The following is a 21,891-nucleotide window of genomic DNA, read 5'->3' as shown; positions in this document are numbered from 1 at the left end:
CGGCGAAGCGGCGAAACGAACCGTGACGCTTCCGAACCGTAGCACACGTCGCTGTCAGGGCGCTGCACGCGCAGTGCCGTCGCTCGTGCCGAACGCGTCCGCGAACTCGCGCTTCAACCACGCGAGCGCCGGGTCCTGGTCGTGCGCCGCGGCCCACATCAGCGAAACCTCGTAGCCCGGCACTTCGAATGGCAGCGGACTCAGCGCGAGACCGAGCGTATCGCGCCAGACGCGGCCGATGAACTCCGGCACCGTCGCGATCGCCGCCGTGCGTTGCACGATGAACGGACTGGTCGCGAAGTTCGAGCTCGAAAACACGACGTCGCGCTCCAGTCCCTGCATCTCGAGTCGTTCATCGATGAAGCCGCGCAGCTCGGCGCTGAACGAAGTCAGCACATGGCGGTGGCGCAGAAACTCGTCCATCGACAAATGCTTGCGGCGCGTCCTGACGAGCTGGGGGTTGTAGACGCTCACGAAGCGCCATGAAAACAGCGGCGTGAGTCGCTGCCACGGCACGCATTCGCGGAATACGCCGACCGCGAGTTCGATCGCGCCATCGTCGAGCATCGCGGCGGCGCGCGTCGAATCTGTGGAGCGCGCGATCAGCTTCACGCCGGGTGCGGTGTCGGCGAGGCGCGCAATGATCTCGGGCATCAGCAGCAGTTCGAGCGAATCGCTGAGGCCGATGCGGAACACCCGCTGCGCGCGGGCCGGATCGAAGACGGACGGCTGCGTGAGCGCCTGATGCAGCGATTGCAGGAACGGCTCGATCTGCCGCGCGAGTTCGAGCGCGCGCGGCGTCGGCGTCATGCCTTGCGGCGTGCGCACGAACAACTCGTCGCCGAACGTCTCGCGCAAGCGCTTGAGCGCGCCGCTGACGGCCGGTTGCCCAAGAAACAGCCGCTGCGCGGCACGCGTGACGCTGCGCTCTTCCAGCAGCGCGCGGAAGGTCAGCAGCAGGTTCAGGTCGAAGCGCCGAAAATCATTTTCAATGATGTTGGCCATGACATTAAACGATTTGAGTGATGGGATCGCACCGCGCATTCTACTGCCACGGGGTCTTCCGTTCACACTCAGGAGCAATGACATGGACTGGCAAAATCAGAAGGTCGTGGTGCTAGGTGGCTCGTCGGGCATTGGGCTCGCGCTGGTGAAGCGGCTCGTGACGGCCGGCGCGAGCGTCGTCGCGGTGGGGCGCGACCGCGCCAAACTGGACGATGCGCTGCTTGGCATCGGTGGACAGGTGACGAGCGAGGCGCTCGATTGCGCCGATCGGGCGGCGCTCGGACACTTCTTCGGCGGCCTCGGCCGGATCGATCATCTGGTGATGACGCTGTCGGGCGGCGAAGGCGCGGGGCCGTTTGCCGAACTGGATCTGGCCGCGCTGCGGCGTGGCTTCGAGGCCAAGTTCTGGCCGCAGCTCGAAGCCGCGCAGACCGCGCTGCCCACGTTGCGTCGCGACGGCAGCCTGACGTTTCTGACCGCGATTTCGGCGCGCATCGCGAATCCGGGCACGGCGGGTCTGGGTGCGATCAACGGCGCGCTCGAAAGCATGATCGGCACGCTGGCGCGCGAGCTTGCGCCGCTGCGCGTGAACGCGGTGTCGCCGGGTGTGATCGATACGCCGTGGTGGGACAGATTTCCCGCGAGCGTGAAGAGTGAGCTGTTTCGGCAGCAGAGCGAAACGCTACCGGTGCGGCGCGTCGGGCAGGCCGACGATGTCGCGCACGCGCTGCAGTTTCTGCTGGAGAACACGTTTATGACGGGGGCGGTGATCGAGTGTGATGGCGGCTTGCGGCTACTGTGAAGTACGGGCGCGGGAATGCGTGGTCAGGCGTTCTTCGCCCGCTGAACGCGAACCGGCAGAAACATCGCCGCCGCGAAGCACAACAAATGCAGCCCGGCCAGCAGCACGAACGTCGGCAGAAAGCGGCCGGGCTGTGCACCCGAAACACCGTGCAACGTCGACGCTATCGCCATCGAAAGCAGCGTCGTCGCGAACGGACCGCCCACTCTCTGCGCGATGTTCAACGCAGTATTCGCAACCGCGAGCCTTTCTCTCCCGATCGACGAATACGCGGCCGAGATCGACGGCACGCTGATCGTCCCCTGACCGACGCCCGCAAAGAACAGACCGACCGCGGCCCATCCGGCGGAGAACGAATCAACGCTCAGCCACAGAAACACGAGCGTGCTCAGAAACGCCAGCAGTGCGCCGCCCGCCGCGAGCGCGCGGCAGCCGAGCCGCTCGGTCAACCATCCGAGCAGCGGAAACGAGCACATCATGCCGACGCCGGTTGCCGCGAGCAGGCCGCCCGCGTGCGCGGCCGACAAACCGCAGCCCGCGATCAGAAAAAGCGGCACGGCGAGCTGCCGTCCATACATGATCGCGTTCGCGAAGAACTGGGCGAGTGCGGCGACCGAGAACGTACGTGTCGCAAACATGCGCACGTCGATCAGCGCGGTATGGCCTTTGCGCGCCGCGTACAGCGCGAAGCCGGCGAGAAACGCGACGCCCGCGAGCAGACACGCCAAGCCCACCGCTCGCGACGCGTCCTGAAGTCCATAGACAAGCGCGACGAGCCCAGGGGAGATCAACGCAAAGCCGGTGAAATCGAACGGTCGCTTCTGCGACGCGGCGGCATCGCGCGGCAGCAGCAACACCGCCATCGCGACGCCGAAAGCGCCCACCGGAACATTGATGAAGAACAGCCAGGGCCAGCTCGCGTGCGCGAGCACGAGGCCGGCCAGCACCGGGCCGAGAATCGGACCGAGCAGAATGGGTAGCGCGGTGTAGCCCATCACCCGTTCGAGGTTCTTGCCGGCCACGCGTCCGATCATCATTTGTGCCATCGGCCCGAGCGCACCGGCAACGAGGCCCTGGAAGATGCGCGCGCCGATCAGCTCGCCGATCGTCTGCGCCGCGCCGCACAGTATCGACGCTATCGTGAACGTCGAAAAGCAGAACAGGTACAGCCGCTTCGCGCCGATGCGGTCGACCAGCCAGCCGTTGAGCGGCAACATCAACGCCATCGCGAGCAGGTAGCCGCTGACGATCCACTGCGCGGTAGCGATCGACGCATCGAGCGTATGGCCGATCGCCGACAGCGACACGTTGACCAGCGTCGAGTCCATCTGCGACATGAACGAGCCGATCGACACGACCGCCGCGACTTTCCACACGGTCGGATCGATCCGCGTGGAAGCGGATGCGCAGGCGCGCTCGCGCATGCCGCTCATCGGTCCGCGCGTCTACAGATGAAGGTCTGGCGTTCGGTCGAGCTCATGTGCCGGCTCACGCTGCCTTGCCGCTCGCGCTCGCCGCGGCCGCAGGCTGTACCTGCTCGAGATGGCGCAGCAGCTTCGTCACCATCACGACGACGACGAACGCGAGGACCACGAAGAACAGCGCGAGCGGTGTGAGCACTTGTACCGACACGAAGCCGGCCAACCCCATCATCGCCGATGAAACCAGCAGCAGCGCGCAGCCGAGAATCGCGCTCGTCAGACCCGCGATGTGCGGGAACAGCGAGTTGCCCTTCGCCATCAGCGTCGGATACATCGCGCCGGCGCAGAAGCCCATCACGAGCACAGGCGTCGCGAGCGTCCACACGCGCAGACCGACCGTCAGCGCGAGCAGCAGCATCGCAAGCGACGCGGCCGCCATCAGCCGTGCGCCGATGCGCAGCCGCTGCTCGGCGCTCGGCAGGCCCGGACCGTGCAGGCGATTCGACAGACCGCCAAGGAAGTACATCATGCCGATGCCGAGCGCGAGGTAGCCGAAGAAGGTCGGCGGCTTGTGCAGCGTGGTCTGCACCATGAACGGCCCGACGATGTTGAACACCAGCAGGATGCTGTAGCACAGGCCCTGCGCGAGGAAGCAGCTCTGGAACACGGGGCTCGCGAGCACTTTGCGCGCGTTCGCGGTCAGCGTGCGCGGTTCGAGATGGACGGGCTTCGGCAAGGTCTCGCGATAACGCCACAGCAGCGCCCACATCACCAGCGAATAGATCAGCAAAAACACGAGGCACGCGCGCCAGCCGAACGCGGTCTGCAGATGCGCGCCGATCACCGGCGCGACGATCGGCGCGAGCCCCCACGCGATCGACATGTACGTGAATGCATGCAGCAAGGCCTGACCCGCGAACGAATCGGTGATGATCGCTTTTGCCAGCAGGTTCGTGCTCGCGATGCCGAAGCCCTGCAGTGCGCGGGCGAGGATGAACGTCTCGAGATTGGGCGCCGCGAGCGACAGCAGGCAGCCGACCGTGTAGACCGTCAGACCGAACGCGAGCACGCGCTTGCGGCCATACGCGTCGGCGATCGGACCGAAGATCAGCTGACCGAACGCGTAGGCGACCATGTAGCCGGTGACGCTGGTCTGGATCGCTTGCGGCGAGGTGCCGAAGTAGCGCGCCATCGCGGGCAGCGCGGGCACGTAGATGTCGATGGCGAGCTGTCCGGCGGACGCGAACAGGCAGATCAGGAATAGCAGGAAGCGCGGCGAGTTCGGGGCGGAGTCGGCGGAAGCGGGGTGGTCGGCGGTGGCGTGGCTCATGGGTGCATCGAAAGGGAACACTGGCGGCGCGGGCATCGATGCGTTCGGATATCGAACGGAAAAGGCGCGAATGCCCCCGGCATTATCGCCGGGAATTGTGCCCGTGGTATGGCAGGAAGTGGGATAGTCCCTGGCGGGGGTGTGGAATGGCGCGGCCGACGAGCGCGCTATCCCGCCGCAACGAGGCTCATTTCGCGCAGTCCTCGATCGACCGCAGCAACGCGCCCTGGTCTGCCGGATCCTGGAAGAACGCGACGAAGCTCGCATGCTCGTCGTTTGCGAGGCGGCCGGAGCAGCCCTTGCCTGTGAGCGGGGGGCGAGACGCCGTCCAGATCATCGCCATCACGGCGAAAGCCAGCACGATGCCTGTAAAGACGAGCCCGAGCAGTAAGGACCTGGCGTCGTCCGATATTGCGTCTAGCCGATGCGAAGCCTCCCGCGGCTCGCAACTTCTGGTTGAAGGTGAGTTCATGCCAATGGCCCCGATGGTGAGCGTTGAAAAAACCAGCGCCACCATCTTCCATCTGCACGTAAGATTGGAAAAGTTGAGTTTACTGACCGCGTGATTCAGCTTTTCTGACCTATGCCATTCCGATTCCCATTCCGATGAGAGAAATCAGTCTCGACCGCCTGCGCACCCTTGTCGTCGTCGCCGACCTCGGCTCTTTCGCCGAGGCCGCTCGCGTTCTGCATCTCGCACCGCCCACGGTCAGTCTGCATATCGCGGATCTCGAGAGCCGCGTCGGCGCGCCGCTGTTGTCGCGCAAACGCGGTCAGGTGCGGGCCTCGGCGATCGGCGAGACGCTGGTGGCCTATGCGCGTCAGATGCTGGCCAATGCCGAGCAGGCACTGGAGGACGTGCGGCGACAGGTGGAAGGGCTCGGCGGACGGGTTCGGCTCGCCGCCTCCACCGCGGCCATCGCGAATCTGCTGCCGCAGGCGTTGGAACGACTGGCCGCCGGGCATCCCGGCATCGATGTGCAAATCGCGGTGCTGACTTCGCAGGAAACGCTGACGCGACTCGCCCAGGAGTCGCTCGACGTGGGCATCGTGGCGCTGCCGCAAGCGCCGCTACGAGGGCTATCGATCGAAACATGGCGCCGCGATCCGGTGGTCGCGTTCATGCCGGCCGGGTGGACGTGTCCAGCTCGCATCACGCCGCAATGGATCGCCGCGAAGCCGCTGATTCTGAACGACGCGACCACGCGGCTTTCGCGTTTGACGACGGAATGGTTCAGCGCGGCGGGGCAGCACCCCACGCCGCGCATCCAGCTCAACTACTCGGATGCGATCAAGAGTCTCGTCGCAGCGGGATACGGCGCCGCGCTGCTGCCGCAGGAACCGAGCCGCTCGTCGGCCGACGCGCGCATCGTCACACGTGCGCTGCGCCCTGCGTTATGGCGACAGCTGGGCCTGGCCTTTCGCGCGGGTACCGTGGAGCGTCCGACTCAGTATGTGCTCGACGTATTGCGGAGTTTGCGGTTCAGCTAGCGGGCTGTGTTACGTCGCCGACGCTTTCCGCCTCTCCTGCTCCTCGCGATAAAGCACGAACTCTTCCGCCAACGCTTTTGCAACGGAAGCCCTACGCGTGATTCAAGGCGGTGTCGCGGCGTACTCAATACTCAGGTCTCGATCAGATGCAGAAACTGCCTTACCCGTGGACTGCTGCCTTCACCAAAGAAGGCTTGCGGTGTCGTGTCTTCGGCAACCACGCCGCCATCCATAAAAACAACCCGATCCGCTACATCTCGCGCAAACCGCACTTCGTGCGTGACGATCAGCATCGTCATGCCCGCTTTGGCAACGTCGCGCATGACGGTCAGGACATCCTCCCGCAGCGCTGGATCGAGAGCAGACGTGGGCTCGTCGAAGAAGATGACCTCTGGATCCATCGCGAGCGCCCGCGCGATCGCTACGCGCTGCTTCTGACCGCCGGACAGCCGTGCCGGATATTCGTTGGCTTTTGCGGCCAGGCCAACCTGTGTCAGCAGGTGAATTGCGCGCTCCGACGCTTGCGCACGAGGGACACCCTTGACGCTGACCGGACCTTCCATCACATTTTCCAGTGCTGTCCTGTGCGGAAAGAGGTTAAACGACTGGAACACCATCGCGGTGCGCTGGCGGATCGCGCGGATCTTCTTCTGATTCTGGCGTGACGGTTTTGACAAACCGTTGCATTCGACATCAATGCCGCATACTGTCACGCTGCCGGCATCCGGTACCTCGAGGAAGTTCAGCGAGCGCAGCAGCGTGGTCTTGCCCGACCCGGAGGGACCCATTACAACGACAACCTCGCCTTTCGATACGCTGAAATCGACGCCGCGCAAGACATGGTTGTCGCCAAATGCCTTCGAAAGTCCACGGACTTCAATCGTCCTGATATCAGTATTCATACAAAACGCCTCGAAATGCGATTCTCGAGGACGGTCTGGACTATCGTGAGAATCTGGTTGATGCCCCAGTAGATCAGGCCGACCATCAGGAACATTTCCATGTAGCGGAAGGTGGAGGCGCCGACCTGGTCGGCGACGCGGGTCAGTTCTACCACCGTAATTGTCGAAGCGAGGGATGTATCTTTGATGAGTGCAATCATGCGGCTGCCGACAGGCGGAATGGCGATGCGTAGTCCTTGGGGAAGAATAACCCGCGACATGGCTTTCCAGTAACCCATGCCCAGCGACATCGCAGCTTCCCACTGGCCCTTGTCCACCGCGTTGATGCCGGAACGGAAGTTCTCGCTCAGATACGCGGCCGAAAACAGCGTGAGCGCGAGGAGCGCGGCGGGAACCGGGTCAAGTGTCAGACCGTACCGGGGCAAACCGAAATAGATCAGCAGTATCTGCACGAGCAGCGGCGTGCCACGGAAGATAGATGGATACATATGCGAATGCGAAGGCGCGTAGCGCACCTATGCTGGAGATACGAGCCAAGGCGACCAGCAACCCTAGCGTCGAACCGAGCACAAACGACAACAAACCGAGAAAGAGTGTCATCAGCACCGCACTCTTTAACAGCGGAAGCGAGCGCATGAAAAGCTCGATCATGACTACTCCTTGTGTGCCTTCGCTTTGGTGATCGTGCCGGCCATATCGTAATCTTGCCCGACCCACTTCCTGGCAATGGCCTCGATCGTCCCGTCAGCCATCATGTCTGCAATCGCCTTATCGACCGCTGCGAGCAGGGCCGGTTGGCCTTTCTGCAAAGCCGGCGCTGATAGCTGGTAGATCAAGGGTTCGCCCACTTCCTTGACCGGTAAATGGTTGACGTTGGCGTACTTCATGCCGCCGAAGTGCGAGATGATGACTGCGTCGATACGTCCATTGCCCAGATCGCTGAAGACGAGTCCCCCGTTATCGTACGAACGGATGTCGGAGTCATGCAGGTGTGCTCGTGCCCATGTTTCATTGCTCGAGCCAGTGACCACTCCCACTCGCTTGCCTTTAAGGGTTTCCTTGCCCTTAATGTCTGTGTTGCCGGCGGGTACGAAAATGCGGAAATCCTCCACGCCGTATGGATCGCCGAAATCAACCTGTTGTTGCCGTTCAGGTGTAGGTGTGAGATCGTTCATCACAAGGTCGTACTTGCCCGTCTTCAACCCTTCCACGAAGTTCTTGAACGAATCGGCAACGAATACTACGTTCGGCACGCCAATGCGCTTGCCGACTTCCTTTGCAATTGCAACGTCGTAGCCGACAGGTTGATTGTTTTCGTCAAGCATGCTCCATGGGGGACTACTCTGGGTGTTGGCCACGCGCAATGTGCCATTCGCCTTCACCTGCGCGAGAAGATCCGCTGCCTGCACAGTAGCGGGTGAACTGAATGCCGCGGAAAGCGTCATGAAACTCGCTACCGTGACAAAGCGTCTCCATCTCTTGATTGATTTCATCTCGTACTCACTCATCCAGGTAAGTTGAATTAAAAAATCTACGCAGCGGTTGCCCGGGCGCGTCCGAATGCGTCAAGACCGGCATTCAGATCCGCAAGCAGCATCGCCGGGTCCTCCAACCCGATCGAAAGGCGCACGATAGGCTGGTCGGTAAGCGGGAACGCACGCTCGGCCTGCAACGGGGCCGGGTAGTAGGCAGCGAGGCTATGCACGCCTCCCCAGCTCGCCCCGATGGGGAAATACTGGAGCGTATCGAAGAATGCGTTGAACGCGTCCTCCGCCGCGGGCTGGAGGATCAGGGAGAAGAGACACCCGCTGCTCGCAAAATCCCGCTTCCAGATGGCATGACCGGCATCGGACGGCAGTGCCGGGAACAGCACCTTGCTCACTTCCGGGTGACGTTCGAGTTCCCTCGCAATCTGCAGCGTTGAGGCGCTCTGGGCAGCGAAGCGGACCTTCAGGGTTTGCAGGCCGCGCATGACGAGGAAGCAGTCATCAGGGCTGGTCTGCTGGCCGAGAACGCTCTGCGTCTCGCGCAAGGTCGCGTAGTAATCCGCGTCGTTCATGCTGATGCAGCCCGCCAGTAGATCCGAATGACCACCAAAAAATTTCGTCGCGGCTTCGACGCTGAAATCCACACCATGTTCGAGCGGTTTGAAAGCGAGCGGGCTTGCCCAGGTGTTGTCCATCATCGTCAATACGCCGTGACGTTTCGCGACTTCGACGATCGCCGGAATGTCGGGCATCTCCATCGTCACCGTCCCCGGCGACTCCATGCAGATCATGCGGGTGTTGGGCTTGATGTACTTTTGAATCGCAGCCCCGATTGCCGGCGGATACAGTTCGACCTCGACGTTGAAGTGCGCCAGCCACTTATGCGCGAATGTCTTGAACGCGCCGTAGCAGGCAGCGGACACCAGCAGGTGATCGCCGCCGCGCACGAAGCCCATCGCGGTCGTCATCAGCGCGGATTGACCGGAAGGCGTCACCACGCAATGCGCGCCACCTTCGAGCTCGGCGATGCGGTGCTCCAGTTCACGAGCCGTTGGCGTTCCGGTGATGCCATAGCTGTAACCGTCCGGTTGCCGCTCCTTGCGGCGCGAAAACTCGGCCAGAGAATCGAATACAACTGTCGATGCCCGCATGACGGATGGGGACAGGCTGCGGAACGGCTGCGGCGCTTTCTGGGGATTGCTTGTCATCTTGCTCCCGGCGATGCCTCAAGGTGGATTGATGATCGAAGTTTACTTTTACCCGGGATTGCATCAACATCGGAAATAATTAGCTCAATAAGTGTAGGTTATGCGGATCAGGGATATCGAAGTGTTCAGGGCGGTCATGAACGCAGGAAGCACGAGCAAGGCGGCGGCCCTGCTCGGCATTTCGCAACCGGCTGTCAGTCAGGCCATCAGGCGTCTGGAAACCATGGCGGACTTCAGCCTGTTCGAGCGGATACGCAGCCGGCTCGTTCCCACCCAGGAAGCCGTCGCCCTGATGCGTGAGGTTGACCAGTACTTTCGCGGATTCGAGGTCATCGAGCATCGAATCCGTAGTTTGCGGTCCTACGGATTGGGCCGCATGGCGATCGCCTCTCTGCCGGCACTGGGCACCGGCTTTCTGCCACGTGTCATTGCGGCGTTCGATGCCCCGTCCAGAAACGTGCAAATTTCGCTACAGGTGATGAGTTCGCGCGAAGTGCATGAGAAGGTCTCGGCTGGACAGGTGGATTTCGGCCTGATGTCCGACGAGATGTCGATGGCCGGCCTCGAACACTCGGTGTTCGCGCGTATGCGGGCTGTCGCAGTGATGAACTCACATCATCCTTTGGCCACGCGTCCTGTCATCGCTGTTGCGGACCTGCCTGAATTTCCTTTCATCGCGCTGAATCCCGAAGACAGCACCAGGCTACGCCTGGAAACGCAACTCACGGCACGCGAAATCCGTCTCAAACCGGTCGTCGAGACGCCGTATTCGCACACGATCTGCGAACTGGCGCTCGCGGGAGTCGGTATAGGAATCGCTCATCCGCTCGTGACGTTGGACTTCGCAGAGCGGGGACTCGTCGTGAAGCCGATCGACATCGAGGTAATGTTCACAGGAGTGCTGGTGTTTCGCCCTGGTACCCCACTCACGGAAACCGCGAGGCAGTTCATGCGGCACATGAGAATGCAGCTCGAACGTGACCAGAAGGCGCTCAAAAGGGCGCTGGCGAATTGATCGGATAGAAATCGGACACGCTTGATCGCTACATCGCGCCTGGCCTGGTCACGTTCGACACCGCGTTCGAGCGACGGCTCGAACGCGCGCAAGCGCAAGGTGAACTCGATGCTGCCGCGAGTCCCGCGCTGATCTGCGGGACGCCAGCCAGAACATGGGCCAAAACACCAGCTAAAAAGCAGCCATGCGAGTGCGATTTGCGCGCGGGTCGTGCATCCGAAGCCCGAAACAAACTGAAACACGCAGGTTAAGCGCTTTGCGGAATAAAACGGCACACTTGGGCGTTTGCCTGATACCGGTAGCGTCGATTTTCAAACAGCTTTCGCGGCATTCATCGCCCTCGCGAACGGAACCCCCATGAACACCCAAGCGAATTCCCTGACCGATTCGACCGATGCCTCTCGCCCGCCGCGCTATACGCGCACCGCGATGACGCTGCACTGGCTGATCGCGTTGCTGATGTGCGCCAATGTCGTGCTCGCTCTGTCCGCCGATTCGCTGCCCGACGACTGGGTGCGTCCGGTGATCGACACGCACAAATCGATCGGCATCACGGTGCTCGGGCTCGCGCTGCTGCGCATCCTGTGGCGCGTGTCGCACAAGCCGCCGCCGTTGCCGCGCGAGTTTCCGTCGTGGGAAAAGATTGCCGCGCACCTCGCGCACTTCGCGCTGTATTTGCTGATGATTGCGTTGCCGCTGTCCGGCTGGCTGCACGATTCCGCGTGGAAAGACGCGGCCACGCATCCGATGCATTGGTTCGGCCTGTTCCAATGGCCGCGCATCGGCTATGTGATGCATCTCGACCCGACACTGAAAGAGACGTTGCACGATCGCTTCGGCGCGCTGCATGCGTGGCTCGGTTATGCGCTCTATGCGTTGCTGGCGATGCATGTCGGCGGCGCGCTCAAGCATGAGTGGCTCGATCGCAAATCGGTGTTGAAGCGCATGACGCCGTGAAGCCGCGGCGTGTTTTTGATGGCGCGCGAACACAGCTTCGCCCACTAACCGCAACCCAGCTGAACCTGAAACACTCACCCTGAAACACTCACCTTGAAGAAGACCCTAGAACAGGCACTCGCTGTCGCGTCGCCGCGCATTCTGCCGCGTCGCGCGACGCTATCGAGCACGCTGATCCATTCCAGCGTCGTCGTGCTGTGGGCACTGCTGTTCGCGCGAGCATTCTTTCTGCGTGGCGCGCTCGCGTGGTCGACCGGTATTGCGTATGTCGCATACGACACGTTGCTGCTCGCGTTCGTCACGTGGAAGTCGTTGCCGCTCACGCGCCGCGCGGCGCCGCTCGAAGCCGACCACGAACGGCGCGAGTTGCCGGGCATGGGTGTCATCGTCGCGTCGCGTAACGAGGCGGCCGTGTTGCCGGTCACGCTCGCCGCGCTGCTGCGGCAAACGCACGGCCCCGCGCAGATCGTGATCGCCGACGACGGCTCCACCGACGCCACCGCCGAGCTGCTCACGCAACGCTTCGGCCTCACGCCCGCCGCCGATGGCGTGCTGAGCGCGCCGAGCTCGCTGCATCCGAACCTGTTCTGGCTGCGCGTGCCGCACGGCGGCAAGGCCCGCGCGCTGAACGCCGCGATCACCGTGATGACGACCGACACCGTGATGACCGTCGACGCCGACACGCTGCTCGACGACGACGCCACCTACGCGATGCGCGCCGCGTTCGCGAGCGAGCCGTCGCTCGTCGCGGCAGCGGGCATTCTCGTGCCGGTCTGCGGCAAGTCGCTGTCGGGCCGCGTGTTCCAGTGGTTCCAGACCTACGAGTACATGCGCAACTTCATCGCGCGTTTCGCGTGGATGCGCGCGGACAGCCTGCTGCTGATCTCGGGCGCATTCGCGTCGTTCCGGCGCGATGCGCTCGTCGCGGTCGGCGGCTTCGATCCGCAGTGTCTGGTCGAGGATTACGAACTGATTCACCGGCTGCGCCGCTATTCGGTGGATCACGAGCTCGGCTGGGACGTGCGCGTGGTCGGCGAAGCGCATGCGCGCACCGATGCGCCCGACACCCTCGCGAGCTTTCTGCGCCAGCGCCGCCGCTGGTTCGCGGGTTTCCTGCAGACCCAGTACTGGAACCGCGACATGACCGGCAATCGGCGCTACGGTACGCTCGGCATGCTGATGCTGCCGGTCAAGGCGGTCGACACGATGCAGCCGATCTACGGCCTCACGGCATTCGCATTGCTACTCGGTTTTCTGTTCGGCGGACACGGGGCGATCGTCGTGTCGATCTTCAGCGTGATCGGCCTGAAAACGGCGATCGATCTGGCGTTTTACCTGTGGAGCATCCATCTCTACCGGCGCTGGACCGGCGAGCGCAGTGGCAACAGTCTCGGCATGGCGATGCTCGCGGCCGTTGCGGAGCCGTTCACGTTCCAGCTCGCGCGTCACCTGGGCGCCGCGCTCGGCTGGCTGCATTTTCTGCGCGGCGGCCGCGCGTGGGGCGTGCAACGGCGCTCCGGGCTCGTCGCGGTCGACGAGGATTGAGCAGCTCGAAGTGCAGGTCAATGTTTCTGTAGGGCGGGTGTGGTAAAGGTAGCTCGTCACCCTGATGCGCGCTGCCGCGCAATGTGTGCTGCGATGCATCGCGCATGCCGGCGAAAGTGCCATGCGACGGCTGCATCAAGTAGACTGATGAAGATGCCGCACTGCCATGCAGCGCGGCAACCTTCCATCCGCTGGTGCACGGAGGCTTGACCTATGCATGCAGTTCCCCCGCTCGAACAGGACCAGGAATCCGCAGGCGCAACGCTGGCTGCCGCGCCTGCTCAAGCCACTCACGAGGCGCCGGTGCGCGATCTGCGCCGCGTCGCCATTCATCCGGATTACTGGTACCCACTCGCGTGGTCGCATGAAGTGAAGCGCGGCAAGACGCTCGGCGTGACCTTCGCCGGCGATCCGATCGTGCTCGCGCGCACCGGGAGCGGCAAAGTGTTCGCGCTGGAAGATCGCTGCGCGCATCGGCAGGTGCCGCTGCATCAGGGCGTGGTCGACGGCGAATCGATTCGCTGCGGCTATCACGGCTGGACCTACGACTGCTCGGGCAAGTGCATCGACGTGCCGTACCTGGGCCGCGAGCGTCTACCGAACGGTGTGCGCTCGTATCCGTGTCAGGAAGTGGAGGGACTGATCTTCGTGTTTCCCGGCGACGCCGCGCTCGCGGAGGAGCGGCCGTTGCCGGGCTTTCGCTCGGTGTCCGACCCGAAGTACAAGACGCGCCGTTTCGGCCGTCCGGTCAAGTGTCATTATTCGTTCATGCACGAGAACCTGATGGACATGAATCATCAGTTCCTGCATCGCCGCCAGATGGGGCGCATGCGCGCGCGTTCGCTCGGGCGGCGGCGCGGTGAGGGCTGGGTCGAGGTCGACTACACGTTTGCGCGCATGGAGGGGCAGCAGCCGCTAGGCGAGGCGATGGTGTTCGGCGAGAGGCGCAAGACCGGTGGCTCCGGCGACAAAGACGTCATGACGATCCGCACCGAATACCCGTTCCAGACGCTGCAAATCCGCAACGACGAGCAGACGCTGGTGATGGACCTGTGGATCGTCTATGTGCCGCTCGACCGCGAGCAGCGCACCAACCGAACGTTCGGGCTGCTGTCGATCCGCAAGCCCGGCATTCCCGGTGTGATGAATCTCGCATGGCCGCTGCTGGTGTGGTTCACCGAACGCATTTTCAAGGAGGATCGCGAGATCGTCGAGGCGGAGCAGCGCGCCCACGATTCGCAGGGAGCGGACTGGAATCACGAGGTGTTCCCGGTCATCAACGACTTGCGCGCGCTGCTGCGCGAGTGCGGCGCGCCGGACCAGGTGGTCGGCGCGGGCACCGGCGATACGGCGGTGATCCGTTTCTGGGATTCGCGTCACGGCGATCCGCTCGCCAAGACCTGAGCGCGGCGCGGTGCGGGTCTGTTCACCGGCGCCGCGCACCCCGTCCCGCCACGGCTTTCCCCCTCGCCTGGAATTAATCCATCTCCCCACGGTAGACAATGCGCGGCGCGCGAGCGGCGATAATATCGCCCGGTACTTTGATTGCGCGCGAGTTTGCGCCAATCGACATTCGTCGCGTCCGCACCCGTGTACCATTGCGCTTTTTCCGAACTTCAAGACCCGCTCGTGACCACGCAACAAACCCCCGCCAACTCGCGTAAATCCCTCACTCTGCTGCAGTTGCTTGGCCTGATCGGCGCCGCTGGCCTGATCGCCTCGATCGCGCTGAATCTGCTGGTCCACGCGCACTGAAGCAGCGCCCGCGTCGCGCGGGCGGCCATATGCCGGCGCGACGCCGGCTTTCTCGAGATTTTTGATTGCCATGTACAAGAAGGGCGTAGCCGTAGAAATCCAGTTTTCCCCCGAGCGGCTCAACGACGGCGCCGGCGATCCGTACTGGATCGATCTGACCCGCGACGAAGCGCAGCGCCTGCTCGACAGCCTGAAGGCGCGGCTCGCGGGAACCGGTAGCGGCACGGTCGCGCCGCTCGTCGTGAGCCTCGATGCGACGGCGCGCACGTGCGCGGCGGATGCCGCTGCGACCGGTACGCCCGATGCGCCGTTGGCCGCGAACGTCGCCATAGCCGACGACTTCAAGCAATGGGTCTGCGTGATCTGCGGCTGGGTCTACGACGAAGCCGCCGGCGTGCCGGAAGAGGGCATCGCGCCGGGCACGCGCTGGGCCGATGTGCCGGCCGACTGGCGCTGCCCGCTGTGCGATGTGGGCAAGGAAGATTTTGCGCTGGTGGAGTTTTAAGCGGCGGGCCGAGGCTCGGCTGATAAACCCGCTCTACGCCGTCCCTTCCGGATAATCCGCCCCCTCGCTCGTCGCTCGCCAGGTGTCGAAATCGCCGCGCAGAAAGTCGAGCTTCCTGTACGCGAGATCGAGCGCGGTCTTGCCGAGCAGCAGACGCAGCGGCGGCGCGTCCGACAACGCCGCATCGATGATCGCCTGCGCGGCGCGCACCGGGTCGCCGGCCTGGTTGCCGCTGCGCGCTTCGGTCTGCTTGCGGCGCACGCCGGCGGTCGACGCATAGTCGTCGATCAACGTTGCCGACTGCTTGATCGACGGACCCGCCCAGTTGGTGCGAAACGGCCCAGGCTCGACGATCAGCACGCCGATGCCGAGTGGTTTCACTTCCAGCGCGAGCGATTCCGACAGCCCTTCCACTGCGTACTTCGTCGCATGGTAGTAGCCGGTCGCCGCGAAACTCGCAATCCCGCCAATCGACGACACGTTGACGATCAAACCGCTGCGCTGCTCACGCATGATCGGCAGCACGGCCTTCGTGATGTCGACGAGGCCGAACACGTTGGTCTCGAACATCGCGCGGACTTCGCTGTCCTCGCCTTCCTCGATCGCGGCCAGATAACCGTAGCCCGCGTTGTTGACGAGCACGTCGACGCGGCCGAAATGGCGCTTCGCCTGCGCGACCACGGTTTCTATCTGCGCGCGATTGGTCACGTCGAGCGGCAGCACCAGCGCGCGCTCGCCGTGCCCCTCTGCGATGTCCTTCACTTTCGATGCATCGCGCGCGGTGACGACCGCGCGCCAGCCGCGTTCGAGCACGAGCTTCGCGAGCTCGCGGCCGAAGCCGGTGGAACAGCCTGTGATCAGCCAGACGGGATTGTCTCGATTCATCATTTGGAACACTCCTGTTGAGGGTCTATGACGTGAAGACTGGGAAACGGCGCTAAAAACGGCGCCCCGATGCGGCGCAGACGCGCGGCGCGTCGGTAATCGGTATGCGGGTGATGTCAGCTCGAAGCGTGCCCGGTCCGCGCGGTGGCCCCGCGCGAACGCGCGTCGCGCTGCGCGGATTCGCCCGGCGATGAAGCGGGGACGCCGCCGTGACTGCTATGAATGCGATGACCGCTTGGGGCTGGTGCGGCGCTTCAATTGTAGCCGCAGCGCGGCGGCTTCGCTTTGCAGCGCGCCGACGAACGCGTCCGCGAGCGGATGCGCGGGCCGGTGCTCGGGACGGATCACGCTGACGCGAAACGGCAGCGACGACGCGAGCGGCCGGATATGCAGATTGTGGCCCGCGAAATCGAGCGCGGTCAGCGGATTGACGATCGCAATGCCGAGCCCTTGCCGCACGAAGCTGCACACGGACACCGCGGTCGGCGTTTCGATCAGCAGGCGGCGCGCGATGCCGGCTCGCGCGAACGCTTCGTCGATTTGCAGCCGGTATGGATCGTTCGCGGACAGGCTGATGAACGCCTGATCGGCGAAATCTTTCAATGCGATCACGCGTTTCGCGAGCAGCGGGTGAGCGTCGGGCAGCACACACACTTCATCGACGGCGATGAGCGGCGTGAGCCGCGTGCCGGGCGGCGGCGCGTCGTGCTCGGTGAGGCCGAGGTCGTAGCGCTGCGCGCTCAGCCATTCTTCGAGAAACGGCGACTCCTGCGTCGCGATCGATACGCTGACGCCCCGCTGCACATCGTGAAAGCGTTTGACGGCGCCCGGCAGGATCGAATGCGAAAACACCGGCAGCGCGATCACGGACAGCTGGCCACCCTTGAATTCGCGCAGCGCGGCCGCCGTCGACGCGACGCGTTCGAGCCCGACATACGCGCGCTTGATCTCGTCGAACAGCGTCAGCGCGGATTGCGTGGGACGCAGCCGGCCCTGCACTCGCTCGAACAACGCGAAGCCGATGCTCTGTTCCATGCGCGCAAGTTCGCGGCTTACGGTGGGCTGCGACGTGAACAGCATCTCGGCTGCCTTGGTCACGCTGCCGGCCGTCATCAGCGCGCGGAAGATTTCGATGTGCCGGTGCGTGAGCGCCATGGTGGGTCCGTGCTATATCAAAAGTGAATAGGCGAGCAATAGATTGGTATTTTACTGAATGATCGCCACGGATCATCATGTCGGCTATCGCTTTCGCAAAGCTTCGACATGCAACCGACCATGACGCCATTCGACTCCCGTCAACTCGCCGACCTCGCGCGCCAGCACGGCACGCCGCTATGGGTCTATGACGCCGACACGATCCGCCAGCGCATCGCGCAGTTGCGCAGTTTCGACACGATCCGCTACGCGCAGAAGGCCTGTTCGAACGTGCACATCCTGAAGCTGATGCGCGACGAAGGCGTGATGCTCGATGCGGTCTCTTTGGGTGAACTCGCGCGCAGTTTTGCCGCGGGCTATGCGGCTCAACCCGCATCGAACGGTGGGCCCGAAGGCGTCGTCTTCACCGCCGACGTGCTCGACCACGCGACGCTGGCCACCGTGCTCGACGAGCGAATCACGGTCAACGCCGGCTCGCCCGACATGCTCGAACGGCTCGGGAGACACGCGAGCGAAGGCCATCGCGTGTGGCTGCGGATCAATCCCGGCTTCGGTCACGGCCACAGCAGCAAGACCAACACAGGCGGCGAGCACAGCAAGCACGGCATCTGGCGCGATGACCTGCCACGCGCGCTCGAACTGGTGCGGCGCTATCGGCTGAAGCTCGTCGGGCTGCATATGCATATCGGCTCGGGTGTCGATTACGCGCATCTCGCGAAAGTGTGCGATGCGATGGTCGATGCGGTGTCGCAACTCGATCAGGATATCGAGGCGATTTCCGCGGGTGGTGGTTTGTCGGTGCCGTATCGCGATGGCGAGCTGAGTGTCGATACCGCGCAATATTTCCGGCTGTGGGACGACGCGCGGCGCCGCATCGAAGCACGCGTCGGGCATCGCGTGCGACTCGAAATCGAACCGGGGCGCTTTCTGGTCGCGCAGGCAGGTGTACTCGTCGCCGAAGTGCACGCGCTGAACCGGCGGCCGTCGCGGCAATTCGCGTTGCTCGATGCAGGCTTCAACGACCTGGTGCGGCCGTCGTACTACGGCAGTTATCACGAGATCAGCGTGCTTCGGCGCAACGGCACGCCGAGCGATGCGCCGGCCGGCTCGTTCAGCGTGGCGGGGCCACTGTGCGAAGCCGGCGACGTGTTCACGCAGGCGCAAGGCGGTGTCGTCACGAGCCGGTCGATGCCCGCGCCTCGAGTGGGCGACCTGCTCGTGTTCCATGACACAGGCGCGTACGGCGCGTCGATGTCATCGAACTACAACAGCCGGCCGCTCGCGCCCGAGGTGCTGATCGAGCGCGGCAACGCGCGGCTGATCCGGCGCAGGCAGCGCGTCGAAGAATTGATAGCGCTCGAAGCAACGGCGGCTTGAGCGGCGCATTGGAGCTAAACACTCAACGCTCAATGCGCCCGCACCGCGCGCGTGTACGACGCGATCATCGTCGCGAACTCCTGCGCGGCTGGGGTCAGCGGAATCGCGGCGCGTTGCAGCAGACAGACGTTCTGCTGCAACGCGCGCTCGCGCACGGGGATCGTCGTCAGCACGTCCGCGAACGGCCCGCGCTTCGCGATGACCGATGATTCGAGCGACAGGCAATCAGTCGCGGCTACCAGGTGCAGCGTCTCGTACAAGCCCTCGACGGTCGCGACGATCTTCGGCGGCGGCAAGCCGTAGCTGTCGAACAGATGGCTCAACCGGTTGACGTGCGGCTCCTCGGTCAGATTCGGCGAGCGCGTCGTCACCCACGTGCAATCGACGAGTTCGGCGAGCGACTTCGCGCGCGCCTTCGGATGACCGCGCCGGCACACGATCACCGGGTCGGACGGATAGAGCGGCGTGACCGACAGATCGGCGGTGTCGGTCTGCTTCGATACGAGCGCGACAGCGAAATCCAGCGTGCCTTCGCGGATCCACGAAATCATCATGCGCGACGTGCCCGTGCGCAGATGCACGGCGACGCGCTCGAAGCGCGCACGAAATTCCATCAGCACGGGCGCGAACGCGTCGACGAGCGGCTCTGTCGTCATGCCGAACGTGACCTCGCCCACATAGTCGCCGCGCAGTTGCCGCACGTCCTCCTCGGCACGCTCGCATTCACCGAGGATCGCGCCGGCCCGCTGCAGCAGCCGCTGGCCCAGCGCGGTCAGCGCAATGCCGCGATTCGTGCGCGTGAACAGCGTCGCGCCGAGCATCGATTCGAGGTGCTGCAACTGCTGCGTGATGCCGCTTTGCGCGATGCCGAGCGCGCGCGAGGCCGCGCGGATGCTGCCATGCTCGGCGACCGCCGTGAACGCGCGCAGCTGGGAAATCGTCAATGCCATGGCGACAGGGTTTGGTGATCGGTAAAAGTGATCATGATAGTCCGAACGGGACTTCTTTGAGGCGCCACAGCGGCTTACGATCACGCTGTCCTGATCCGCTCATCGTCGCCTTCCATGAAAACTCCACTGATGACTCTCTGCGCCGCGCTGGCTTTCAGCAGCGGCGCGTTCGCCGCTGACGCCAACACGTTGCGCCTCGGCATCGATCCGACCTATCCGCCGATGGACTCGAAGGCGCCCGATGGCAGCCTGAAGGGCTTCGACGTCGATCTCGGCAACGAGATTTGCCGGCGCATCCACGCGCATTGTCAGTGGGTCGAACTCGAGTTTTCGGGCATGATTCCGGCGCTGCAGGCGCGCAAGATCGACGCGGTGCTGTCGTCGATGGCGATCACCGAGAAGCGCGAGCAGCAGATTCTGTTTTCGTCGAAGCTGTTCCAGTTCAAGTCGCGGCTGATCGCGCGGCAAGGCTCGTCGCTCGCGCCTACGGCGAGCGGACTTGCCGGCAAGCAGATCGGCGTGCAGTCGGGCACGCAGTTCGAGAGCTACGCACTGAAGAACTGGACGCCGCTCGGCGCGAACGTGGTCGCCTACAAGAGCCAGGACGAGGTGTTCGCCGATCTGCAGAACGGCCGGCTCGACGGCGCGTTGCTCGGCACCGTCGAGGCCGATTACGGCTTCCTGCGCACGCCCGCGGGCAAGGGCTTCGCGTTTGTCGGCGAGCCGCTTTCGATGGGAGATCGCGGCGTCGGCATCGGCTTGCGCAAGGACGAAACCGCGGTGCAGGCATCGATCAACGCGGCGATCGCGTCGATGCGCAAAGACGGCACCTATGCGCAGATCGCGAAGAAGTACTTCGACTTCGATCCGTACGGCAATTGATGCAGATTTCCAACATTATCTTCACGGCTTTCCATTCATGAACAGGCAATCGATTCCGCTTGTGTCGCCAGCCATCGGCACGCACCGCGAACTGGTGTCGTTTCATTTCGGCCCGGCCAATAGCGGGCAGAAGATCTACATCCAGGCGTCGCTGCATGCCGACGAAACGCCCGCGATGCTGACCACGGTGCTGCTGAAGCGGCGTCTGCGGGAGCTCGAGGAAGCCGGCGCGCTGAGCGCGCAAATCGTGCTCGTGCCGGTGTCGAATCCGGTCGGGCTCAGTCAATACGTGCTCGGGCAGTTCATCGGCCGCTTCGATCTCGGCAGTGGCAAGAACTTCAACCGGCATTTCGTGCAGTTCGCAAAGCTCGTCGCGAATGCGAAAGAGGCGCTCGGCGCCGACGCGAACCAGAACCGCCGCATCGTGCGCGAGCTGCTCGCGGCCGAACTCGCGCAACAGAAGCCGCTGACCGAATTCGAGTCGCTGCAACTGGCGCTCTTGAAGTTGTCGTGCGACGCGGACGTCGTGATCGATCTGCATTGCTCGCTCGAAGCGGCGATGCATGTGTACACGAGCGAATCCGCTTGGGCCGAGTTCGAGCCGCTGTCGCGCTATCTCGGTGCAGAGGCGTCGTTGCTCGCGACCGATTCGGGCGGCGGCGCATTCGACGAAACCCACAGCCTGCTGTGGTGGACGTTGCAGCAGCAGATGCCGGCGAGCAAGCCGGTGCCGACCGGCTCGATCGCGGTGACGGTCGAATGCCGCGGCCAGCGCGACGTGTCGTATGAAGTCGCGCAGCAGGATGCCGACGCGCTCGTCGACTATCTGGTGTGGCGCGGCGCGATTCGGGGCGAGGCCAAACCGTTGCCGCCGCTGCTGTCGCCGGCGACGCCGCTCGCGGGCAGCGAGCAGTTCTATGCGCCGGTGAGCGGGATTCTCGTGCACCGCGCGAAGATCGGCGACAAGATCCGCGTCGGCCAGCCGCTGTTCGATATCGTCGACCCGCTGACCGACGAGACGACCACGATCGAGAGCCAGACCGAAGGGGTGCTGTACATGCGGCGCGCGATCCGTTTCGTGACGGCCGGTGCGCCGCTCGGTCGCGTGACCGGCACGCGGCCGATCCGAACGGGCGTGTTGCTGGGCGCCTGAGCGCGTAGCGGCTATGCCGGACTCGGCATCCAGGGGCCGTCTCGGCGCCTCACGCGACGGTGCCGA

At 63.9% G+C, this 21,891-nt stretch carries 23 protein-coding genes; 11 read left to right on the top strand and 12 right to left on the bottom strand.

Annotated elements, in window-relative coordinates:
• Window positions 1–54 precede the first annotated feature (54 nt).
• On the bottom strand, window positions 55–1,005 hold the full coding sequence (locus tag OKW40_RS30455) for a LysR family transcriptional regulator (RefSeq protein WP_429493150.1): 951 nt from the start codon (window positions 1,003–1,005) through the stop codon (window positions 55–57).
• 82 nt (window positions 1,006–1,087) lie between these two features.
• On the opposite strand from OKW40_RS30455, the gene OKW40_RS30450 reads away from it, so the two are divergent.
• On the top strand, window positions 1,088–1,807 hold the full coding sequence (locus OKW40_RS30450) for an SDR family oxidoreductase (RefSeq protein ID WP_184057810.1): 720 nt from the start codon (window positions 1,088–1,090) through the stop codon (window positions 1,805–1,807).
• 23 nt (window positions 1,808–1,830) lie between these two features.
• Here the strand turns inward: OKW40_RS30450 and OKW40_RS30445 are convergent, their stop codons facing one another.
• From OKW40_RS30445 to OKW40_RS30435, 3 genes are all read right to left on the bottom strand, one after another.
• A complete protein-coding gene (locus OKW40_RS30445) occupies window positions 1,831–3,240 on the bottom strand; it encodes a DHA2 family efflux MFS transporter permease subunit (RefSeq protein ID WP_429493149.1) in 1,410 nt (469 codons plus the stop codon).
• A 55-nt stretch (window positions 3,241–3,295) separates the two neighbouring features.
• Window positions 3,296–4,558, bottom strand: coding sequence for a multidrug effflux MFS transporter (locus OKW40_RS30440; RefSeq protein ID WP_184030682.1), 1,263 nt, complete (start codon window positions 4,556–4,558; stop codon window positions 3,296–3,298).
• A gap of 187 nt (window positions 4,559–4,745) precedes the next feature.
• Window positions 4,746–5,075 carry a hypothetical protein gene (locus tag OKW40_RS30435; protein ID WP_429493148.1) on the bottom strand — a complete coding sequence of 110 codons (330 nt, stop codon included), beginning with the start codon at window positions 5,073–5,075 and terminating at the stop codon, window positions 4,746–4,748.
• An 89-nt stretch (window positions 5,076–5,164) separates the two neighbouring features.
• On the opposite strand from OKW40_RS30435, the gene OKW40_RS30430 reads away from it, so the two are divergent.
• On the top strand, window positions 5,165–6,049 hold the full coding sequence (locus tag OKW40_RS30430; RefSeq protein ID WP_184057816.1) for a LysR family transcriptional regulator: 885 nt from the start codon (window positions 5,165–5,167) through the stop codon (window positions 6,047–6,049).
• 131 nt (window positions 6,050–6,180) lie between these two features.
• Here the strand turns inward: OKW40_RS30430 and OKW40_RS30425 are convergent, their stop codons facing one another.
• The 5 genes from OKW40_RS30425 to metC are packed head-to-tail and all read right to left on the bottom strand — an operon-like array spanning window position 6,181 to window position 9,646.
• Window positions 6,181–6,951, bottom strand: coding sequence for an amino acid ABC transporter ATP-binding protein (locus tag OKW40_RS30425; protein ID WP_090808004.1), 771 nt, complete (start codon window positions 6,949–6,951; stop codon window positions 6,181–6,183).
• A complete protein-coding gene (locus OKW40_RS30420; RefSeq protein ID WP_429493147.1) occupies window positions 6,948–7,403 on the bottom strand; it encodes an amino acid ABC transporter permease in 456 nt (151 codons plus the stop codon). Before OKW40_RS30420 ends, OKW40_RS30425 begins: the two co-directional genes overlap by 4 nt.
• Window positions 7,351–7,602 (bottom strand): hypothetical protein, encoded by a 252-nt coding sequence (locus OKW40_RS30415; RefSeq protein WP_429493146.1) that lies wholly within the window; start codon window positions 7,600–7,602, stop codon window positions 7,351–7,353. Before OKW40_RS30415 ends, OKW40_RS30420 begins: the two co-directional genes overlap by 53 nt.
• A gap of 2 nt (window positions 7,603–7,604) precedes the next feature.
• On the bottom strand, window positions 7,605–8,444 hold the full coding sequence (locus OKW40_RS30410; RefSeq protein WP_429352803.1) for an ABC transporter substrate-binding protein: 840 nt from the start codon (window positions 8,442–8,444) through the stop codon (window positions 7,605–7,607).
• Between the two features lie 38 nt (window positions 8,445–8,482).
• A complete protein-coding gene (gene metC / locus OKW40_RS30405) occupies window positions 8,483–9,646 on the bottom strand; it encodes a cystathionine beta-lyase (protein ID WP_429352804.1) in 1,164 nt (387 codons plus the stop codon).
• Window positions 9,647–9,746: 100 nt separating this feature from the next.
• Here metC and OKW40_RS30400 point away from each other — a divergent pair, with 100 nt between their 5' ends.
• The 6 genes from OKW40_RS30400 to OKW40_RS30375 all read left to right on the top strand — a co-directional run bounded on the left by OKW40_RS30400 (window position 9,747) and on the right by OKW40_RS30375 (window position 15,423).
• The gene (locus tag OKW40_RS30400; protein ID WP_184057824.1) at window positions 9,747–10,661 is read left to right on the top strand and encodes a LysR substrate-binding domain-containing protein; all 915 of its coding nucleotides are present in this window, start codon (window positions 9,747–9,749) and stop codon (window positions 10,659–10,661) included.
• A gap of 357 nt (window positions 10,662–11,018) precedes the next feature.
• Window positions 11,019–11,618, top strand: coding sequence for a cytochrome b (locus tag OKW40_RS30395; RefSeq protein WP_429493145.1), 600 nt, complete (start codon window positions 11,019–11,021; stop codon window positions 11,616–11,618).
• A 93-nt stretch (window positions 11,619–11,711) separates the two neighbouring features.
• Window positions 11,712–13,163 (top strand): glycosyltransferase family 2 protein, encoded by a 1,452-nt coding sequence (locus tag OKW40_RS30390; RefSeq protein WP_429493144.1) that lies wholly within the window; start codon window positions 11,712–11,714, stop codon window positions 13,161–13,163.
• A gap of 213 nt (window positions 13,164–13,376) precedes the next feature.
• A complete protein-coding gene (locus OKW40_RS30385; protein ID WP_184057830.1) occupies window positions 13,377–14,567 on the top strand; it encodes an aromatic ring-hydroxylating oxygenase subunit alpha in 1,191 nt (396 codons plus the stop codon).
• Window positions 14,568–14,792: 225 nt separating this feature from the next.
• The gene (locus tag OKW40_RS30380) at window positions 14,793–14,918 is read left to right on the top strand and encodes a hypothetical protein (RefSeq protein ID WP_260335064.1); all 126 of its coding nucleotides are present in this window, start codon (window positions 14,793–14,795) and stop codon (window positions 14,916–14,918) included.
• 70 nt (window positions 14,919–14,988) lie between these two features.
• A complete protein-coding gene (locus OKW40_RS30375; RefSeq protein ID WP_429493143.1) occupies window positions 14,989–15,423 on the top strand; it encodes a rubredoxin in 435 nt (144 codons plus the stop codon).
• A gap of 33 nt (window positions 15,424–15,456) precedes the next feature.
• Here the strand turns inward: OKW40_RS30375 and OKW40_RS30370 are convergent, their stop codons facing one another.
• Window positions 15,457–16,311: an oxidoreductase gene (locus OKW40_RS30370; RefSeq protein WP_429493142.1), complete on the bottom strand. Its 855-nt coding sequence runs from the start codon at window positions 16,309–16,311 to the stop codon at window positions 15,457–15,459.
• Window positions 16,312–16,524: 213 nt separating this feature from the next.
• The gene (locus tag OKW40_RS30365; protein WP_429493141.1) at window positions 16,525–17,463 is read right to left on the bottom strand and encodes a LysR family transcriptional regulator; all 939 of its coding nucleotides are present in this window, start codon (window positions 17,461–17,463) and stop codon (window positions 16,525–16,527) included.
• Between the two features lie 120 nt (window positions 17,464–17,583).
• On the opposite strand from OKW40_RS30365, the gene lysA reads away from it, so the two are divergent.
• Window positions 17,584–18,840: a diaminopimelate decarboxylase gene (lysA, locus tag OKW40_RS30360; protein WP_429493140.1), complete on the top strand. Its 1,257-nt coding sequence runs from the start codon at window positions 17,584–17,586 to the stop codon at window positions 18,838–18,840.
• Between the two features lie 29 nt (window positions 18,841–18,869).
• Here lysA and OKW40_RS30355 read toward each other — a convergent pair whose 3' ends face one another.
• A complete protein-coding gene (locus OKW40_RS30355) occupies window positions 18,870–19,790 on the bottom strand; it encodes a LysR substrate-binding domain-containing protein (protein WP_429493139.1) in 921 nt (306 codons plus the stop codon).
• A gap of 114 nt (window positions 19,791–19,904) precedes the next feature.
• On the opposite strand from OKW40_RS30355, the gene OKW40_RS30350 reads away from it, so the two are divergent.
• Entirely contained in the window at window positions 19,905–20,672 is a 768-nt protein-coding gene (locus OKW40_RS30350) for a transporter substrate-binding domain-containing protein (protein WP_429493138.1), read from the top strand.
• 37 nt (window positions 20,673–20,709) lie between these two features.
• Window positions 20,710–21,825 (top strand): succinylglutamate desuccinylase/aspartoacylase family protein, encoded by a 1,116-nt coding sequence (locus tag OKW40_RS30345; protein WP_429493137.1) that lies wholly within the window; start codon window positions 20,710–20,712, stop codon window positions 21,823–21,825.
• The last annotated feature ends 66 nt before the right edge of the window (window positions 21,826–21,891 follow it).

It is taken from the genome of Paraburkholderia sp. RAU6.4a (genome assembly GCF_050435625.1).
GTDB lineage: Bacteria > Pseudomonadota > Gammaproteobacteria > Burkholderiales > Burkholderiaceae > Paraburkholderia > Paraburkholderia tuberum.
Note: the sequence above shows the minus strand (reverse complement) of the source record. Positions and strands in the feature narration are given on the sequence as shown.

Excerpts from the sequence above, each read along its gene's own strand:
- OKW40_RS30455 (WP_429493150.1), bottom strand. The coding sequence starts at position 1,005 with ATGGCCAACATCATTGAAAATGATTTTCGGCGCTTCGACCTGAACCTG.
- OKW40_RS30385 (WP_184057830.1), top strand. The coding sequence starts at position 13,377 with ATGCATGCAGTTCCCCCGCTCGAACAGGACCAGGAATCCGCAGGCGCA.
- OKW40_RS30370 (WP_429493142.1), bottom strand. The coding sequence starts at position 16,311 with ATGATGAATCGAGACAATCCCGTCTGGCTGATCACAGGCTGTTCCACC.
- OKW40_RS30355 (WP_429493139.1), bottom strand. The coding sequence starts at position 19,790 with ATGGCATTGACGATTTCCCAGCTGCGCGCGTTCACGGCGGTCGCCGAG.
- OKW40_RS30430 (WP_184057816.1), top strand. The coding sequence starts at position 5,165 with ATGAGAGAAATCAGTCTCGACCGCCTGCGCACCCTTGTCGTCGTCGCC.
- OKW40_RS30375 (WP_429493143.1), top strand. The coding sequence starts at position 14,989 with ATGTACAAGAAGGGCGTAGCCGTAGAAATCCAGTTTTCCCCCGAGCGG.
- OKW40_RS30440 (WP_184030682.1), bottom strand. The coding sequence starts at position 4,558 with ATGAGCCACGCCACCGCCGACCACCCCGCTTCCGCCGACTCCGCCCCG.
- OKW40_RS30425 (WP_090808004.1), bottom strand. The coding sequence starts at position 6,951 with ATGAATACTGATATCAGGACGATTGAAGTCCGTGGACTTTCGAAGGCA.
- OKW40_RS30400 (WP_184057824.1), top strand. The coding sequence starts at position 9,747 with ATGCGGATCAGGGATATCGAAGTGTTCAGGGCGGTCATGAACGCAGGA.
- OKW40_RS30350 (WP_429493138.1), top strand. The coding sequence starts at position 19,905 with ATGAAAACTCCACTGATGACTCTCTGCGCCGCGCTGGCTTTCAGCAGC.
- OKW40_RS30435 (WP_429493148.1), bottom strand. The coding sequence starts at position 5,075 with ATGGTGGCGCTGGTTTTTTCAACGCTCACCATCGGGGCCATTGGCATG.
- OKW40_RS30450 (WP_184057810.1), top strand. The coding sequence starts at position 1,088 with ATGGACTGGCAAAATCAGAAGGTCGTGGTGCTAGGTGGCTCGTCGGGC.
- OKW40_RS30410 (WP_429352803.1), bottom strand. The coding sequence starts at position 8,444 with ATGAAATCAATCAAGAGATGGAGACGCTTTGTCACGGTAGCGAGTTTC.
- OKW40_RS30365 (WP_429493141.1), bottom strand. The coding sequence starts at position 17,463 with ATGGCGCTCACGCACCGGCACATCGAAATCTTCCGCGCGCTGATGACG.
- OKW40_RS30445 (WP_429493149.1), bottom strand. The coding sequence starts at position 3,240 with ATGAGCGGCATGCGCGAGCGCGCCTGCGCATCCGCTTCCACGCGGATC.
- OKW40_RS30395 (WP_429493145.1), top strand. The coding sequence starts at position 11,019 with ATGAACACCCAAGCGAATTCCCTGACCGATTCGACCGATGCCTCTCGC.
- OKW40_RS30345 (WP_429493137.1), top strand. The coding sequence starts at position 20,710 with ATGAACAGGCAATCGATTCCGCTTGTGTCGCCAGCCATCGGCACGCAC.
- lysA (WP_429493140.1), top strand. The coding sequence starts at position 17,584 with ATGACGCCATTCGACTCCCGTCAACTCGCCGACCTCGCGCGCCAGCAC.
- metC (WP_429352804.1), bottom strand. The coding sequence starts at position 9,646 with ATGACAAGCAATCCCCAGAAAGCGCCGCAGCCGTTCCGCAGCCTGTCC.
- OKW40_RS30415 (WP_429493146.1), bottom strand. The coding sequence starts at position 7,602 with ATGATCGAGCTTTTCATGCGCTCGCTTCCGCTGTTAAAGAGTGCGGTG.